Origin of the sequence: Vibrio sp. T3Y01, assembly GCF_013114525.1 — a bacterium.
Taxonomy (GTDB): Bacteria; Pseudomonadota; Gammaproteobacteria; order Enterobacterales; family Vibrionaceae; genus Vibrio; species Vibrio chagasii_B.
The window spans coordinates 232,325-249,751 of record NZ_VTXJ01000001.1; the positions used below are offsets into that span (position 1 = coordinate 232,325).

Consider the following 17,427-nt stretch of genomic DNA (forward strand, 5'->3'; position numbering starts at 1 on the left):
AAGAAACTAGTTCCTAGCAGTCAAAAGTAACTACACCGTAAACTTATTCAATAGCTCGTCTTGCTGGCGAACATTGTCGGTTTGTACTTGCATCGCGGTATTCGCTTCTTGAGCAGCAGTCGACACTTGTGTTGAAAGGTCTTTGATCTTAACTGTGTTGTTGTTGATCTCTTCCGCTACTAAGCTCTGCTCTTCTGCTGCTGAAGCAATTTGAATGTTCATATCAGAGATACGCTGAATCGCGTCACGGATACGGTCCAGTGAAGAGTTTGCTTGCTGAGCACGTTCAACGGCATCAGTGGCAGTATCTTTACTTTGATTCATCGCGTTAGATACTGAGCTAGCACCGGCTTGTAGCTGTTCAATCATGTTGCGGATTTCAGTTGTCGACTCTTGAGTACGCTGCGCTAGAGTTCGAACTTCATCGGCTACGACTGCGAAACCACGACCAGACTCACCCGCACGTGCTGCTTCAATTGCCGCGTTCAGTGCCAGTAGATTGGTTTGGTCAGCAATATCGTTGATAACTTTAAGAATTGTCTCGATGTTAGCTGTTGCTGATTCTAGAACTTGTACTTCAGCGACTGCTTGGTCGATACGCTCAGATAGGTTATCAATCGCTTGAGTAGTTTCACTTACTACAGAAGTACCGTCTAGTGTTGCGTCGTCGGCTTCACGAGCTGCTGCCGCTGCGCCTTGAGCATTGTTGGCTACTTCTGTTGCCGTTACTGCCATTTCGTTCATTGCGGTCGCTAGCTGTTCTAGCTCTTGCAGTTGCGTGTTCATCGCGCTTGCTGATTCTCCAGCACCTTTTACTGTGATTTCAGTACCACGTTTAATCTCCACACCAATCGCTTTCGATTGAATGATTTGATTTTGTAGGTTTTCAGTAAAGGTATTGAAGCCTTTCGCTAGGTCAGAGAACTCTTTATCTGTATTGGTATCTAGACGCTTAGTTAGGTCACCTTGGCCACTAGCCACGTCTTGAATCGCTTGGTTAAGAGCATCGAGTGGACGCATTAGCACACGAATCAGAACCGTGAGTGCAACGATACTAAGAATCACAGCGATCAAAGAATAGATCATTGAGCTGTTTTTCAAGTCTTCGACCGTTTGGTAAGCGATCTCTTCATCAAGGATGGCACCAATGTACCAATCTTCACTTGGGATATGAGTGAAGTTAACTAGGAACATCTTACCGTCGACTTCGATCTCTTGAGAGCCTTCGCGAATGGTTGCTTGTGGCATGTAGCTTGAAAGCTTTTCGCCGTTATTCTCAGCGTTTGGATGGGCAATCGTTGTGCCATCAGCAGTCACAAGGAATAGGTAACCGGCATCGAATAAGTTTACTTGGTTAACCAAGGTTGCCAGGTTTGTAAGCTCCAAATCGTAGAACATACCTGCTGTGAAGCGTCCGTTATCTTTAACTGGTGTACCAACCGAAATAATTACTTTTTTGCTTGATGCGTCCACATAAGGAGCGGTAACAACTAAACTGTTTTGGGATTTAGCATCAATATACCAAGGGCGAATTCGAGGGTCGTAATCCGGACCTGCTTCCCAACCGTCATCATTCTCGATAACGAAACCGTTTGCTTCATAACCAAAACCAACCGCTAGAAAGCTGTTTTTCAGTTTTGGTTTTTCTAGAATAGTTTTAACGTAGGTGCGGTCTTGAGGGTTTATCTCGATGACTTCAGTCGTCGATTGCGCCAATGCTTTTTTGGCGTTCATTTCTGATACTACGGTGTTTTTTACACCAGATACCATTTCTTCTAGGCTCGCATTAACGTTGTTTTGTACAGCACTTCTCACAGTGTAAAGTTGTTGTATTGAAAGCAATGATACTGTCACTAGCAGCAAGGCTGATGATGCAGCAACCACCTTATGGCTAAATTTCATTGAATTTTCCCCTTCTCACAGGCTTTGCGAAGACTAAAGTTAATTGTGTTTTTGTATTTATATGTATCGACAGGATGGAAATTTACTTGAATGTAAATTCACAAAATAGACTACAAAAATACAACAATCTAAACAATACAAAATTCACTAAATCACATATTTGTTACTTTTAGTAATTGCTTCAATGAGTTGAAGAATAAGCAAACTGGGTGTTTAAGATGAAATTAAAAATGTATTAATTTTGCACTTATGCGTTTGGTTTTCTATATACGGTAGGCATTTTAGATAAAAGATATGAACTTAAATGATATGCCATTTTTAAACATAAATGGGTTTGAATTTATAATTTGCCCATATTTTGGACAATAAAAAGCCCCACAAAAGTGAGGCTTTATAATTCGGGTTGCTTACTTAATTATATAAGTAGTATCTAATTTAGAATATTAGATGAGCAACGCCTGCAATAACTGGAAGTGTAATTAATGTACGCAGAATAAAGATAATAAACAGTTCTGCGATATTGACAGGAATTTTACTACCTAGAAGTAGAGCACCAACTTCAGACATGTAAATCAACTGAGTTACCGACATTGCTGCAATTACAAAGCGAGTCATTTCGTTATCGATAGACGCTGCAAGGATCGCTGGGATGAACATGTCTGCAAAACCAACCACGATGGTTTCTGATGCTGCAACCGCTTCAGGAACGCCTAATAGCTCAAGGAACGGAATGAAAGGTTGACCTAAGAATGAGAATACAGAAGTGTATTCTGCAATGACCAACGCCATTGTACCAAGACCCATAACCACAGGTAGTACACCAAATACCATGTCCACTGCGTTACGAACGCCTTCGCTAAATACAGACTTAACTGATTTAACTTGTGATGCTTTGTTTACTGCTAGCTCAAGGCCCCAAGAGAACGTTGAGTGACCTACAGGGATTGCATCTGCATCTTTCTCTGGCTTGCTGCCATCGATGAAAGTGTCTTTCTTCATGCTCAAAGGTGGTAGGCGAGGGATGATTACCGCCGCAACGATACCCGCTAGACAGATTGCTGCATAGAAAGGTAAGAACAGGTGCTCTAGCTCTACTTGAGCAATAACCACAAGACTGAACGTGATAGATACCGCTGAGAAAGTCGTACCTACAACCGCAGCTTCACGCTGTGTGTAGAACTTCTTCTCGTACTGTTTGCTTGTCAGCAGGATACCAACGCTGCCATCACCTAACCAAGAAGCCATACAGTCGATAGCACTACGACCTGGCAGGTTGAAGATAGGGCGCATGACTTTACTTAGTAGTGTGCCGAACAGTTCTAATAAACCAAAGTTAAGTAGAAGAGGCAGTAACAGGCCAGCAAAAATGAACACTGAAAATAGTGTAGGCAGCAGGCCTTCTAGCACTAAGCCGCCGGTGTTCTCTTCCCAAATAAACTCAGGACCTACTTGGAAGAACGCCATGAACGCTGCTGCACCGCCAATCAAACGAACCAACAACCACAGGGGAGAAGGGTTGAAAAGACCGTTTAAGAATGAATTCGATGTGATGAATGTAGGCTTGAAAATGGTGCTTAAAACGGAAGCTACAGACATGAAAGCGACGATTGCAGTGATAATTGAGACTAGGTATTCACCGAAAACTGCTTGAATTGACTTGGCTAGGATAGCAACAGGGATAGTGAGATCGCCTTGGTAGCTAATTGGAGCCATGAAAAGGAATAAACCAATCAATGATGGGATTAGGAAAACCCAGAAACTGCCTTTAGATTTCTCTGTTTGAGCAGTATTCGTGTTGTTAGACATGTTATTGTTCTCGAATTTCTACACGTAAAAAAGCCACTTCCTTGGCATTTTTATTCACTAAACGTCCGTGTTTTCTTAATGGATGCAAGATTACCCAGTATTAATATTGCTTGCAATACTATTCATCAAATATCGCTAAATATTCATGCTGGTTATTCTGCTAACCATTAAGAGTTTAGAATAAAGTGTTGCGGATGTTACGTAATTTGAGGATATATTGCCAGTTTTTTATAAATTCACTGATGTATCAGTTCGATAGGACAGGTAGAGCCAGTAGCTAAACGCAATAAAAAAGGCAAAAGAGGCAGGGAAAGCCAGAGCGAGAATTTCAAAGCGCTGGAATAAGCAAGCACCCGTTAAGCCGCCAAATAGAAAACCCATGACGATGAACATCAGCAGTTTGGCTTTACGGCGGTCAAAGGGCATACCTTTGAGGCGCGCGCCAATCATGATACCAAGATCCGTGATGATCCCACTCATGTGTGTGGTACGGATAATGGCGCCACTGTAGGTAGTGATCATTGCGTTCTGCAGGCCACATGCCGCGGAAGCAAAGTACTGACCGGATGTGTAGCCTTGTAGCAGTGCCCATAATGCTAAAAATAGTAGGCCACCCTCAATGCACAGAGCAACGCCGTATCGACGACCTAATTTTAGAGCCTGGTTTTCAATGAAAAAACCACTGAAAGCAGCGCCTAGCATAAAGCTCATGATGACGAGTAATAGATGTACTGAAGCAGAGGTTGGAGTGAGCAAGCTACTCCCCAATAAAGAGACCGTACCTGAAATGTGCGAAATAGCTTGGTGTTGAAAGCCAAGTAGTCCGATAGCATTCACGCTGCCAGCAAGGGCTGCTAGTAGGAGAGCCCCGTATTCAACCCAACGTGGTAGCTTAGAAATCATGTTGTTCACCTTGGGTTGAAAAAGAGGGGCAAATTATAACGCTAGCGAAAAGATACGCTAGCGCTGTGGGGCTTGGATATTTGATCTTAGGCAACACTATTGCAGTTAGTTTCTTTGCAAATGTAATCGCAATATTGGGCAGATGAAAGCTACTAATTATAGTGGCTCATTTGATGGTCAAATTTGACCCAACCGTGTTTACGTTCTTCGTAGACAGAAAAGCTCGGTAACGGAAAGTCTTGTTCTTTAAACAATCCAAGCGGGATGATGTAAAAGTCAGCGGCAGCAACGGATTGGAGCAGCATAGTAGTGCCACATTTAGGGCAGAATTGATAAGTAACTTCATTGCCAGTATCGCTTATGCGTGAAAAAGAGGTTACCTCTCCACTCAAGGAAATTTGCTCTGTTAGAAATCGAGCTTGTACACCAAAAACACTGCCGGTTCGTTTTTGACACTCATAGCAGTGGCAGACAGAGGTTCGTTGAGGCTCTCCTCTACACACGAGATTGACCGCACCGCAGCGACATTCGCAACTTCTGATATTTTTATCTTTACTATGATTGATATCCATCCGTGCTCCAGTTCTGATTAGCCCTGTATTGATAATTATACTAAAGCCCTTTATGGTCTGCACAACAGGATGAAAACAAAAGAATAAAATTGCTCATGAAAAAGAAAATCTTACCAATTCCCCTGATCTTACTGATTCCAATTGTGATGTTGGTTGTCGTGGTGGTGGCGGGCGTATACCGCTTCAGTTTAACTGATGAAGAGATCTTGGCGAAGTTCCCTTCTTCTCAAGTGAGTTATGACACGGTTGTTGAAACCGTGTTTGATTTGAAGACGACCAACCCATGGACAATCAAAGTACCTGAAACGAACGCTTACGCCTTTATTAATGAAGTCAATGAAGCTAAGTCGTTGGCCTCTGGTCGCTACGATTCGGGCGTGGAGCGAGGTGTGGTGACGGTAGATACTCAAAAGTTGTTGGGTGTTGAATTGGGAGATACCAACATTTTCGTTGCGCCAATGTGGGTATCTAACCAAGGCAGCGGGGTCTTCTATTACTTAGGTTTATTTAAGCATGATCAACAGCGTAGCCGCGTGGTATTGGTTGACCAACTTTTCCTTGGTGATCGCGTACAAATTCAAACTTTAGAGGTTGCTCAGCCGGACGTCACTCAAGCAAAAGGTAAACAAAACGGGGAAGGTTTTATCGGTTTTACTCAGCATTCTGCGGAACAATCTTTTGTAGAAGCCCCATCTGAAAAGGTGTTAATGAGTTTTTCTTTTGATACGCAATCAATTGGTAAGCAATAACGTTTTCGTTAATGTGAGGATCTGTTGTTTATGTGAGCCAAATTACATATTATCTTAGGTAGATGAATGAAATTTAGACACTCATAGCTTTGTGTCTGCTTACTTTACAAATGGAGCTTGCGAATGATTAATAAACGTTTTTTTAAAACGAAAGATGAAGTGGAAGTGACTTTTGAGCTAGAGGCTCAAGAAGCGAATTCTGTATCCATCGTTGCTGATTTTCTTGATTGGAAAGCAACACCAATGAAAAAGTTGGCGAAGGGGAAGGTTTACAAATTCAAAACTCGCCTGCCTAAAGATGGCGAGTTTCAATTCCGCTACCTTGTTGACGACCAGCAATGGGTAAACGATGCTAATGCCGATCGTTACATCCCAAATGAGTTTGGTGAAGACAACTGTTTAGTGTCGACGGTGAGTGCTTAATCGCTCATTTTTGAAATTGGTATTTTTACCAAACGTTGGTTGGTAGAGTCGCCGAAGTGCACTAGGCTATTCGCTGGAACCATCAACGAATTCGCTCCGGTTATTAATTAATCGAAACGGAATAACGTAAATCAATATAAAGCAGAAGCTAGCCGTTTCTGCTTTTTTATTTTCAAATTTAGCGGTTAATTTTATTTTAAGATAAGCACGGTTTCAGTCACGGCAACTCAATGACTTAGCGATACTGAGCAAGATTCGCGTCATATTATGACAATGCATTGATGATTTATGCGTTTGAAAAGCATATCCTATGCCTTTATGTCGTAGAAAGACCTGTTTACCGTGTATTCAAAAATATTTTCCTCTCCGTTTGCTGAGCTTTCACCTGTAAAAAAAGTTGCGATTTTAGGACTGCCACTTATTGCAGCAATTGGTGTTGCTTTGCAATCGTCACAATCGAATCTGACCAAAACGATCGATTTAAATTTACCTGACTCAACTGTGATTGAGTCTATCTTGTCATCTTCTCCTGTTGTGGTTATTGAACCGCCAACGTTTGAGTATCAAATTCAAACTGGTGACAACTTAAGTAGCATTTTCACTCAGCTTGGTTTCTCTTACAAATCGATGATGAGTGTGATGGAAACCGACTTAAACTTCCTTGCACTCGACACGCTTCGCCCTGGTAATACGTTACGTTTTTGGCGTGATGAAGCGACTGGCGATCTTTCTAAAATGGAACTTCAATTCAGCGTTGCCGACAAGGTAGTTTATCGTCTGCTTGAAGATGGCTCTTATGAATTTGAAGACATCTCGATTCCTGGTGAGTGGAAGCAAAAACCTTTAGTGGGTGACATTCAAGGCAGCTTCTCTGTTTCGGCAAACAAACTTGGCTTGAATAGCCTTGAGATCGACCACATTGTTACGCTGCTAAAAGATAAGCTGAACTTTAGCCGCGACCTACGTGCTGGCGATAAGTTTGAAGTGCTGCAGAAAGCACAGTTTGTCGATGGTGTTGCCACTGGCAAGCGCGAAATTGAAGCGATTAAGATCATCAACAAGAACCGCGTTGTTTCTGCGTACTTACATACTGATGGGCAGTACTACGATGCAAGCGGTGATAGCTTGCAACGTGCTTTCCAGCGTTATCCGGTAAGCAGCAGCTGGCGTCAAAGCTCTCAATTCAACCCTAAGCGTTTGCACCCTGTGACAGGCCGAATTTCACCTCACAACGGTACTGACTTCGCAACGCCGATTGGTACGCCAGTTCAGGCAACCGGTGACGGCAAAGTGATCATGACGCGTAAACACCCTTATGCAGGTAACTACGTAGTGATTCAACACGGTAGTACGTATAAAACGCGTTACCTGCACTTAAGCAAGATTCTAGTTCGTAAAGGCCAAACAGTTTCTCGTGGCCAACGTATCGGGTTATCAGGGAAAACGGGTCGAGTTACTGGCGCACACCTTCATTACGAACTGATTGAACGTGGTCGTCCTGTCGATGCGATGAAAGCGAATATTCCAATGGCAGACTCTGTGCCGAAAAAGGAAAAATCAACGTTTATCGCGGCGAGAGACGAAGCGGATGCCTTGCTACAGCAAGAATTAGAAGCGCAATCAAACAAGAGTTAATGAATGACGTTTAGTCGTCATTAGTAAGTTTTTTAAGACCACACTATTGAAATAGCCGCGATATTGAGCCTAATTTTGAATTATAAGGCTATGTATCGCGGCTTTTTTGTTCTCAAGGCTAGGGGCTTTTTCTACGCTAGGTATGCTCAAGCGAGTGGCTCAGAATGTGTCAGGTAGCTGACAATCGCTTCTGGTCTCATTGGTGGAGAGTAGAGATATCCTTGGATCTTGTCGCACCCCATTGCGTGCAACTTTTCTAACTGTTCCCGTTTCTCAACACCCTCAGCCACGAGTGACACATCCAGTCGATGCGCCAGTTGGACAATCAACCAAACGACGCTCTCCGAGGTGGAGTTAGTCAGCAAATTGCGAATAAAAGTAGCATCAATCTTAATGCAGTCGATCGGATAGCTGTGAATGTAGTTCAGACTGGAGTAGCCAGTACCGAAATCGTCCAAAGCGATAGTAAAACCTTGCTCTCTGAGGTAGTTAAGTGCGGCTTTTGTCTCTTGTGTCGGTGATAGCAATACGGTCTCGGTTAGCTCGATAACAAACTCGTTTGCTGCAAAGTGATGTTGCTCAATGGTTCGAGTAAGGTAAGAGATATAACGTTTAGAGTCGGTAAGCTCGTGGGCAGAGCAGTTTATCCCGAGCTTGATTTTATAGCCTAGCCCTTGCTCTAACGTTTTCTTTGCACGGCACACTAACTCGATGATGCGTTCACCCAATTCAACAATCAATCCAGACTCTTCTGCTACTTGAATAAACTCCACTGGAGAAATATCGCCATGCTGAGCGGTTTTCCAGCGTGTCAGCACCTCAAAGTATTCCCAACGTTTTTCCCCCTGGCCGACGATAGGCTGGGCAACCACGTACATGCCATTGCCATCTGGCGTTAGGTTATTGGAAATAGGGTTTTCAAGTTCACTTCGCAGTGCGGCAATGAGCTCCGCCTTTCTTTGGTAGCGAAACCTTAGATGGGTGTCATAACATTGAATATGGGTATCGGGGCTTTGTTTACACTCTTTTAAAGCTAAGCTGGTGTTGAAGATGATCTGCTCGACATCCTTGTTGTCTCCTTCTGAGCGGGCAATACCAATACTGACCTCAAAATCGATCTTGATGTCGACGCTTGAGTAGCCGTGTTTGATTTTCGCTAGTATTTGCTCACAAATGGCGATTGGGTCTGAGTGGTAGGTGATGAAAGCAAACTCGTTGCCTGCGGTACGAAATGTAAGGTTGTTCTCAGGTAAGGTGCGGCGCAACGTCTCAGCAACGAACTGTAGCACTTTGTCACCAATATAGTTTCCGTGCTGGTCGTTGATAGCTTTAAAGCTGTTGATATCGAGTAAGGCAACAGAAAAGGGCGTCACGCTTTGCTGAGTGATTGACTCTAGCGTATCTGACAAGCAGCTACGGTTGAGTAAGCCTGTTAAGCTGTCGTGCGAGACTTCATAGCTAAGTTGATTCACCAGTTGCTCAGAACGGTCGTTGAACCACATCTCCCTTAATGTATGGATAATGATGTCAGCGAATAACTGATGATGTTTGATGACCTCTTGTTGCTGAGTTGGACTAAGTGGTGACGTGAAAGTTGAAAATAGTACGCCCATCACTTCACCACTCTGAGTACGAGTCGGGATCGCGATAGAGTTTTGTGAAGTGATCTCCTGCCGAAAGGCCGATGTAGGTAGAGATTGAACAACATATTGAGCAAACGAACAGTCCGGGTGTTTTTGATTAACAGCCTGCTGGTAGATATGTCCGTGACGTGCATTTATCTTATCGTGTAAAACATGATCAGAGTGCGCGATGACGAGAGGAACGATTTGGTCTGGAAAGTACTTCTTCTCAATGATGCTGGTGTACTGCGTATCAAAGGTTTGGTGTAAGGTGAGCACAGCAGACTCAAGAAGGTCGACACCTTCCAACTTCAATAAGCGACCAATGCGCTCTGTGTTTATTATGCCGTTCTGTGTATGTTGAGTCATAGTCACCATCCATAGTTAACCAGAATCACCGCGTACAATTGTGATATGTGTCTTGTTTATTATTGTCCTCGATGCATATTTTTTCAAATTTATTTGTGATTAGATTCACAAAATCTGAGTGCTACGTTCTTTGTCTAGCCTATCTTTAAGGTGATCCAAAAACAGTTTGGTTCGTGTATGCGAGTAATCAAGCTTAGGGTAGTAAGCGTAAACCATCACCTCATCAGCGGTGATATTTGGCAATACTGGAACTAATGTCCCTTGTTTTAGATCTTCTTTGATCATGGCTTTGATGGTCAATAACACGCCCATGCCTCGCTTGGCCGCGTGAAATAGAGCCTCAGGGTTGGTTGTCGCAAAGTTTCCATTCAATGTAATTCTTTGCCCTTTCGTTAAGGTAACCTCACGAGTAGGGCGCTCACCCCAAATCAGCGAATTGTGTTGCTCTAAATCTTGCTCACAGCTTGGGTAGCCATGTTTCGCCAAGTAGCTTGGAGCCGCATAGAAACCCGCTTTGTGCTCGAACAAAGGTGTTTTTTTAAAGCTTAACGAGTTGAGTTGCTCGAGCTCGCGACTTATTACCAGATCTAAGCCAAGTTCAGGCAGCTGCCCTGAAGTGGTGGTAATCAGCTGTACTTTTATGTCTGGATACTTTTCTAAGAAATCGTCCATGTGTTGGACCAGAAATTTAGACCCAACCGCTATGGTTGCCCCAATTTTTAATAGGCCTGCGGGGGTCTGGTTAACCGAGCGGGTCTCATCAATGATCGACTGCCAGTTATCGAGCTGATCTTTGGCTCGTTGGTAAAAGAGTGCGCCTGCTTCGGTTTGGCTAATCGAGCGAGTCGTACGCTTAAGTAGCTGAGTTCCGATACGCTCTTCAAGCCAGTTCACCCGCTTACTGATCGCAGAGCTGGTGGTATTAAGCTTACGTGCAGCACCATTAAAACTGCCTTCTTCCACCACTTTTACATAACTTTTTACGTTAAGTATCCAATCCATATTCTTTCCTGTTGGGACTTAATCAAATTCCAATTTGGTTAATTATCAATTGCTGGCTCTGAATGTAAACTCATCTTTGAACAAATAACAAACGAAAAGGAAATTTTTTGAGCCAATCGATCTTTAAAAAAACACCATTACTGTTGGCAATGATGATCATTGCTACTGGGCAAGTGGGTGTCAGTATTTACCTGCCATCACTGCCGCTGATTGCTGCTGACTTAAGTGTCACTCAGGTTGATGTACAGCTGCTCGTCACACTATTTTTAGTGGGCTTTGGTTTATCTCAACTATTTTACGGACCGATGTCTGATGCAGTTGGACGAAGACCTATCTTCTTGTTAGGTCAGGGTGTTTATTTGATTGGTACTGTTGTTTGTGTGGTCTTTTCTGACAACATGACAGCACTAGAAGTAGGCCGTTTGTTACAAGGCTTAGGGGCAGGTAGTGCCTCAGTGCTCGGGCGTAGCGTGCTTCGCGATAGTTATGATGGCGCTCAGCTTACGAAAGCCTTGTCTTACATCTCAATTACCGCGTCGATCATGCCAATCATAGCGCCTGTATTTGGTGGCTGGATTTCATTCCACCTTGGTTGGGAAGCGGTGTTCATGTTTGTTTTGCTCTATTTACTCGCGATATTCACTCTGGGCTATTTTGTTCTTCACGAGACGCTCCCCTATAGCAAGAGTCGTTTCCAAGTAAGCCAAGTCGTCAAGAACTACGGAAGTTTGATAACGAATCGACAAGTGTTGAGTAGTGCCAGTTACAACTGGATGAGCTACATGGCAAGTTTGGTGTCGTTGTCTTTGTTCCCATTCTTAATGCAGGAGCAATTGGGGCTGACAACTGCGGAATATGGGTCATTGATGATTGTGCCTTCGGCGGGCTTGCTGATTGGCAGTGTGGCATTGAATGTTCTGAATCGTCGTTTTAGTACACCTCAATTAATGAGCTTTGCGATCTTGATTATCTTAGCGTCTGGAGCTTGGTTGCTGACACATGAATTAACCATCTTTAACTTAGTATGGGCGTTTACTTGGCTGACCATTGCACAGGGCATCTCATTCCCTCTTTCTATTAGTATGTTGTTGGAACCACATAAGAAACAAGCGGGTGCGGTATCTGCATTATCTGGGTCTATTCAAATGTGTTTAGCGGGTCTGTTAGGCGGGTACTTGGTTGAGAGTTGGGTAACGACTCATCTACAACTTGGTGTGTTTTACCTGGTGATCGGCGCGGGTATGGGCTCGGTGTTGTGGTCTTCAACACGAATGAAAAAGAAGCTTAGCGATACCGAAGTCGAATACAGTTAGTTTCCTGTGTTGATGTTTGTGTATACGACCTTTAAGACGTTGTATTTGGATAGATGGTTTTCTACAATACCGGCGTCCATTTAATAGGTAATAAAAAATGCAGCAAAATGAATTTGAAGTACTGGTAAAAGCTATCTGCGCACTAGATGGCCTGCCACAGGCACTTGAGCTATTAAAATCCAATGAGGATACTGAAGTCGCTGAGGCTGCCGCATCACTGACTGGTCAATTTGCGCTAGCTGAAGTGGAAGGCGAAAAGCGCATTTACCACGTGACGCTTCAAGAAAATGAACAAGGCGAAGAGCAAGAGTACATTGAGCATGTGATGAACGAAGGCGATGACTTGATCAAATTTGCCGCTTGGTTCTTTGAAACAATGTTCGAACTAAAGCAAAAAGAGACTTATCAAATTGCTGGTAAAACTTACCGACAGCCAAAGCGTAGCTAAACGTTCGTTGTCGCTAACAGCCATAGCGATAGTTTGAAACGGCTGTTGTAAAGCAAAACATTCATAAAGAGCAGCTCACTTGAGCTGCTTTTTTTGTGAATATCTCAAGCCGCTCTTACGCATAAAAGGTGTGTTGTAATAAAAATAGGTGACTTGCAATAAAGTGTGATTTAGATCTTGTTTTTGTAAGTGTTAAGTGTAAAATCCTCGCACAAGAAAGTTGATTATGTGCGGAGATAAGCATGAACTACGAACTAGGCCACGCATACCTTGGTCAAATGGCAGCAAAAAACATGATGCACGAAGCAATGTACGGCAAGTCAAAGCCGAAAAAAGCATCATTCATCAAGCGAATGATGAAGAAAATGGCTAAGTAAGCATTTTTCAAAACGGAATTTTAAAAGGCCTTAAACTCATTGAAGTTTAAGGCCTTTTTCGTATGCGCGATAGGTGATGTTATCGCTTTGTTCTATTGTGGATGGACACAAAAAACATTAATGGGCGACTGAAATTGTCTAAGAAAGATCAGCCTGCTGATTGATTGGATAAGTCGACCACATTGTTTGGAATGGAATCTAGACCATTTTCTTTCATCCAAGCTTCCAAGTTATCAGCCCCGCCGATGTACTTACCATCAAGCCAGATCTGAGGCACGGTCACTGGCGTTTTTTCACCAATATGTGCCTTTACCTCTGGAATCATTCGATACAGAGCTGCACTGTCTTTAACCACATCATGGTAGGTATACTCGACACCTGCTTCATCTAGCATCTTTTTAGCTTTTACGCAGTAAGGGCAGGTCGCTTTGCCGTAAACAATGTTGCCTTTTAGGCTGTCTCGTTTCGTCCACTCTTGGATTACAGATTGGACGAGTACACCACGGTTGAGCGCTTCACCTTGGCTTACTACCTTGCCTTCCACAACTAAGATAGGAGCATGCCAAGCCCCAAGTTTTAGAGGCTCCCACCAGTGAGACAACCAATCTTTCACTTCTAGTTCGACATCGACATCTGCCAGTTCATTCTCAAAGGTGTCTTTCAGAATGTCTTTGGTAAGGGTACATTCTCCACATGGGATGTTTACTTTAAATGGACCCCAGCTGCCTGCCCAACGGTATAGTGTAATCTTGATTGGTTTCTTCATGGTTACGACCTCGCTTCAAATTCTCTTATCAATATAGAACGGACAGCAGAACTATTTATTTCAAACCTTCTAAATTTTCTTCGTTTTAGCTGGTTTTTTTGTTTCCCAGTGGGTAATGAAGGCGACAGACGCAATAATGATTGCCGCACCTAACCATAGACGACCTGGCGGTACCCAACTGAAAACTAGCCATCCAGCAAGCACATTTAGAGGTAATTTTGCATGGTCAAAGGGTTGGACAAAGGATGCATCAGCCACTGAGTAAGCTTTTACAATGGCCCATTGTGCGAGGGCGGTTAAAACACCAATGACGGCTAAAATACCCCATATGGTAACGCCACTCGGTGTTTGCCAGTCTGGCACGGCTAACATGATGTTGAATGGTGTAATCAACAACAGTAGATAGACCACCATAGTTGACGGACTATCTTGTGATGAGAGCTTCTTTACCATCAGCGAGTAGCACGCCCAGAAGAATGCAGCGCCAACTGGCAATAAGGTTGCCCAGCTAAAGTCTTCCGCCCACGGTTCTAGAATGATCATTGCACCAATGAAGCCCGCTAATGTTGCTCCCCAGCGTGCAGCACCAACTTTTTCTTTTAAGAATAATCCTGAGCCTATTGTCGCAAACAAGGGTGACGTCATGAGAAGGGCGATACCTTGCCAAATCGGCACTGGGTAAGCGAGCGCCCATATCCAAAGCTGGATACCAATGACCGATAAAAAGACACGAAACACGTGCAGTTTGAGGTTGTCGGTTTGGAGTGCACGGCGAATGCCTAGTGTTTTCAAGTAGGGAAGAATGGCTAATAAAGCGATGGCGTATTGAATGACGGCAACGGCAGTAGAAGTCAGTCCGAAATGAATGCTAGCAATTTGAGTCAGGCTGTTAATTACGGCAAAGGCTAAGCCTGCAGTAAGCATCCAGCTAGCGCCTTGGATCGGATGGTGTTGTGACATGATGTTTCTAATTATTTGATGTGGTTTGCCTATGATACGGATTTAGCACCACTTAACCAGAAAAAGCATTGATGAAGTTGGTCAGAATATTCGAATATGAAAAAAGGTTGAGCAATTGCCCAACCTTTTTAGTGTCTACCTAAAGTAAATTTAGATTAGAAGTCGTAGCGAACACCTAGGCGAAGCGTATCTTCACCTTCAGTTGTTAGTCCTGTAGTTACGTCTTTCACTTCATCTAAGCCATTGATGTAGTAAGAAAGGTATGTACGGAAGTTGCTGTTTAGTTTGTAGTAGCCAACAAGCTCGATACCATCAACAGAGTCGGCTGTAGAACCGTTTGCCGCTTCATTTTCTTGGTATGTGTATACTGCTGCAGCAGAAACCTGCTTAGTGATTTTATATTGTGCTGCGAATTCCATTGCAGTGAATGACTCAGCGATAGGGCCAACGGCTTTATCGTTTAAGTCACCCGTTGAGTAAGTTGCTGCTAGGTAAAGGTTATCTAGTGAATATGCTAGGCCAGCAAGGATTTGGTTTGCGCTTCCTTTACCCGCACCTAGATCCTGACCAGAGTATGCAAGACCAAGGTCTAGACCGATTGGCAATGAATAAACACCAGAGATGCCGTAGCCATCAGTGTCTTTTTCACTATTTGCTTGGTAAGTTGCTTCTAACTGAAGGGCATCAAAGCCACCGCGGTATGCAAATACGCTATCTTCTTTATCTGAAGCTGCATCGATTACTTGCTGAACACCTGAGAACTCAGTGATATCTGTAAAGTCAGATACAATGACTGAAGCCATGTCTTGGCGGCCTACTGAAACTGCTTGTCCATCGAAATCCACACCAGCGTACATGTAACGGTTATCAAACTTGCTATCGCCAGTGCTTTGCTCTGCTTCGTAGAAACCGAATGCAGTAACCGTATCGGTAAGTTCTGTTTTACCGCCAAGGTTTAAACGGAAACGAGTTTTATCTTCCATTGTACCTTCAACTTCAGCACCACCTGAACCAATGAAGTCACCACGGAATTCCGCACGACCACCAATCTTAAGCTCAGTACCGTCAGAGCTGTAAACGGTAGCTGCTAGAGATGAACCTGAAACTAGTGCTGCTACCACTGCAGAAGCTAGAACTGCCTTTTTCATAATCACTTACCTTGTATTTTAAAATCCGTGAGCGAAGTGCTCTCCGTTTCGATATGAAGCTAATTTAGAGCAGCTAAATTAAGCTTTCATTTCTATAAAATTACATTTCAGTGAATAGGGAACTTTTTTAAGTGTTGATTTTATTGCACTTTTGTTTCAACTGGTTGAGTGATTAGTGAATAGTTATCCAAATAGAGTAATTGGAGAGTGGTAACCGGGGCGGTCTCAATCTGAAAGATAAATTGAGGAAGTGGGAAGGGAGAGCAAACGAGTAGCGTCTCTTTGGCTGATTAACTGCTTGTACTGGTTACGATATCCTCTATGATGCAAAAACTGGCAACAGAATAGATTTTGTTCAAAAGCATGGAGAAGTTGGATGAGAACAGAGTACTTAGGCGATGTTTTACAAGGTAGGCAGGTTGTTGGCTCTTTGAATGTTGAGGACTTGCCGATTGGAGAGCATCAGTTTTGGTTTCAAGTCACTAGCGATGGATTAGGACAACCAAAAAATATGCCGGTCTCTGTTTTTAAAGGCAGCCAAGATGGACCTAAGTTGATGATCACCGCTGGTATCCATGGTGATGAACTCAATGGTGTGCTGGCTGCACAGCAAATTATCCGAGACTTAGTGGGGAAAGAGCTAAAAGGAACCGTGACTGTTGTACCAACGGTGAATCTGTCAGGTTTACTGAATCATAGCCGAGACTTCATCTCTTCGGACCCAGGTTCTTGCCCTGCCAACCTTAATCGACTTTTCCCCGGAGACCCACATGGCTTGGCAGCCGAGCGCTTTGTTGCTTCTTTATGGGAGCGTTTACTCAAGCACAATGCTACTTTCGCCGTCGACCTACATACCCAAACTCGTGGTGCGGTATACCCGCTATATGTATTTGCGGATTACAGAATTGACCAATGTTTAGAGATGGCGAGACTGATGCAGCCAGACTGCGTGCTCAATGATCCCGGCGATCCCGGCATTCTTGAAACGGTCTGGAATCGAAGTGGAATTCCAAGTATTACGGTTGAAGTAGGGATGGGTAAGTTTACTCAGCCCGATATGATTCAAAGAGCGGTTGACGGCGTATTTAATATGCTCTCTTACTATGACATGTTTGAATCTGATCAAGCCTGTGACCAGATAAACAAGCAGTTACCTGGCATGGATTGGGTTGAAGGCAACAACGTGGTGTCGATTCGTGCTGATATTGGTGGATTTGTGCTGCCTCAAGTTGAACTTCTACAAAGTGTAGATAAGGATGACTTGTTGGCTGTTCAATATGATGCGTTTGGTAATGAGTGCCGTCGTTATCATGCGCCATCTGCTGGACGTGTCCTTAGCTATAACGTGGATGCGCTGAGAGAACCAGGTGCGCTTGTCTGTCGTTTATTGAGTTAGCTCCTATCGACTTTCACCTTTAGGCACTTGCTCTAT

Annotated in this window: 16 protein-coding genes; 7 read left to right on the plus strand and 9 right to left on the minus strand. The window is 43.6% G+C overall.

Annotated elements, in window-relative coordinates:
* Nucleotides 1–30: 30 nt before the first annotated feature.
* From F0232_RS01025 to F0232_RS01040, 4 genes are all read right to left on the minus strand, one after another.
* A complete protein-coding gene (locus F0232_RS01025; protein ID WP_061032220.1) occupies nucleotides 31–1,902 on the minus strand; it encodes a methyl-accepting chemotaxis protein in 1,872 nt (623 codons plus the stop codon).
* A gap of 435 nt (nucleotides 1,903–2,337) precedes the next feature.
* Nucleotides 2,338–3,708 carry a YjiH family protein gene (locus F0232_RS01030; RefSeq protein WP_105058409.1) on the minus strand — a complete coding sequence of 457 codons (1,371 nt, stop codon included), beginning with the start codon at nucleotides 3,706–3,708 and terminating at the stop codon, nucleotides 2,338–2,340.
* Nucleotides 3,709–3,936: 228 nt separating this feature from the next.
* Nucleotides 3,937–4,611, minus strand: coding sequence for a YoaK family protein (locus tag F0232_RS01035; protein ID WP_061032221.1), 675 nt, complete (start codon nucleotides 4,609–4,611; stop codon nucleotides 3,937–3,939).
* A gap of 152 nt (nucleotides 4,612–4,763) precedes the next feature.
* Nucleotides 4,764–5,246: a GFA family protein gene (locus tag F0232_RS01040; protein WP_171730540.1), complete on the minus strand. Its 483-nt coding sequence runs from the start codon at nucleotides 5,244–5,246 to the stop codon at nucleotides 4,764–4,766.
* 32 nt (nucleotides 5,247–5,278) lie between these two features.
* Here F0232_RS01040 and F0232_RS01045 point away from each other — a divergent pair, with 32 nt between their 5' ends.
* From F0232_RS01045 to F0232_RS01055, 3 genes are all read left to right on the plus strand, one after another.
* Nucleotides 5,279–5,932, plus strand: coding sequence for a hypothetical protein (locus F0232_RS01045; protein ID WP_061032222.1), 654 nt, complete (start codon nucleotides 5,279–5,281; stop codon nucleotides 5,930–5,932).
* A 123-nt stretch (nucleotides 5,933–6,055) separates the two neighbouring features.
* Entirely contained in the window at nucleotides 6,056–6,355 is a 300-nt protein-coding gene (locus F0232_RS01050; protein WP_004737771.1) for an isoamylase early set domain-containing protein, read from the plus strand.
* 342 nt (nucleotides 6,356–6,697) lie between these two features.
* On the plus strand, nucleotides 6,698–7,990 hold the full coding sequence (locus F0232_RS01055; protein ID WP_105058408.1) for a peptidoglycan DD-metalloendopeptidase family protein: 1,293 nt from the start codon (nucleotides 6,698–6,700) through the stop codon (nucleotides 7,988–7,990).
* 146 nt (nucleotides 7,991–8,136) lie between these two features.
* Here F0232_RS01055 and F0232_RS01060 read toward each other — a convergent pair whose 3' ends face one another.
* On the minus strand, nucleotides 8,137–9,981 hold the full coding sequence (locus F0232_RS01060; protein ID WP_105058407.1) for a bifunctional diguanylate cyclase/phosphodiesterase: 1,845 nt from the start codon (nucleotides 9,979–9,981) through the stop codon (nucleotides 8,137–8,139).
* 105 nt (nucleotides 9,982–10,086) lie between these two features.
* Nucleotides 10,087–10,983 (minus strand): LysR family transcriptional regulator, encoded by an 897-nt coding sequence (locus tag F0232_RS01065; protein WP_004737774.1) that lies wholly within the window; start codon nucleotides 10,981–10,983, stop codon nucleotides 10,087–10,089.
* A 107-nt stretch (nucleotides 10,984–11,090) separates the two neighbouring features.
* On the opposite strand from F0232_RS01065, the gene F0232_RS01070 reads away from it, so the two are divergent.
* The 3 genes from F0232_RS01070 to F0232_RS25170 all read left to right on the plus strand — a co-directional run bounded on the left by F0232_RS01070 (nucleotide 11,091) and on the right by F0232_RS25170 (nucleotide 13,121).
* Nucleotides 11,091–12,296, plus strand: a complete 1,206-nt coding sequence (locus F0232_RS01070) for a multidrug effflux MFS transporter (protein WP_105058406.1) — start codon at nucleotides 11,091–11,093, stop codon at nucleotides 12,294–12,296.
* 97 nt (nucleotides 12,297–12,393) lie between these two features.
* Nucleotides 12,394–12,744: a hypothetical protein gene (locus F0232_RS01075; protein ID WP_004737776.1), complete on the plus strand. Its 351-nt coding sequence runs from the start codon at nucleotides 12,394–12,396 to the stop codon at nucleotides 12,742–12,744.
* Nucleotides 12,745–12,986: 242 nt separating this feature from the next.
* Nucleotides 12,987–13,121, plus strand: coding sequence for a hypothetical protein (locus tag F0232_RS25170; protein WP_004737777.1), 135 nt, complete (start codon nucleotides 12,987–12,989; stop codon nucleotides 13,119–13,121).
* Between the two features lie 148 nt (nucleotides 13,122–13,269).
* Here the strand turns inward: F0232_RS25170 and F0232_RS01080 are convergent, their stop codons facing one another.
* The 3 genes from F0232_RS01080 to F0232_RS01090 form a co-directional block, all read right to left on the minus strand.
* The gene (locus tag F0232_RS01080; protein WP_061032226.1) at nucleotides 13,270–13,887 is read right to left on the minus strand and encodes a glutaredoxin domain-containing protein; all 618 of its coding nucleotides are present in this window, start codon (nucleotides 13,885–13,887) and stop codon (nucleotides 13,270–13,272) included.
* A 69-nt stretch (nucleotides 13,888–13,956) separates the two neighbouring features.
* Nucleotides 13,957–14,847: a DMT family transporter gene (locus F0232_RS01085; RefSeq protein WP_105058405.1), complete on the minus strand. Its 891-nt coding sequence runs from the start codon at nucleotides 14,845–14,847 to the stop codon at nucleotides 13,957–13,959.
* A 155-nt stretch (nucleotides 14,848–15,002) separates the two neighbouring features.
* Entirely contained in the window at nucleotides 15,003–15,995 is a 993-nt protein-coding gene (locus F0232_RS01090) for a porin (RefSeq protein WP_061032227.1), read from the minus strand.
* 376 nt (nucleotides 15,996–16,371) lie between these two features.
* Here F0232_RS01090 and F0232_RS01095 point away from each other — a divergent pair, with 376 nt between their 5' ends.
* Entirely contained in the window at nucleotides 16,372–17,391 is a 1,020-nt protein-coding gene (locus tag F0232_RS01095; RefSeq protein ID WP_061032228.1) for a succinylglutamate desuccinylase/aspartoacylase family protein, read from the plus strand.
* Nucleotides 17,392–17,427 lie beyond the last annotated feature (36 nt).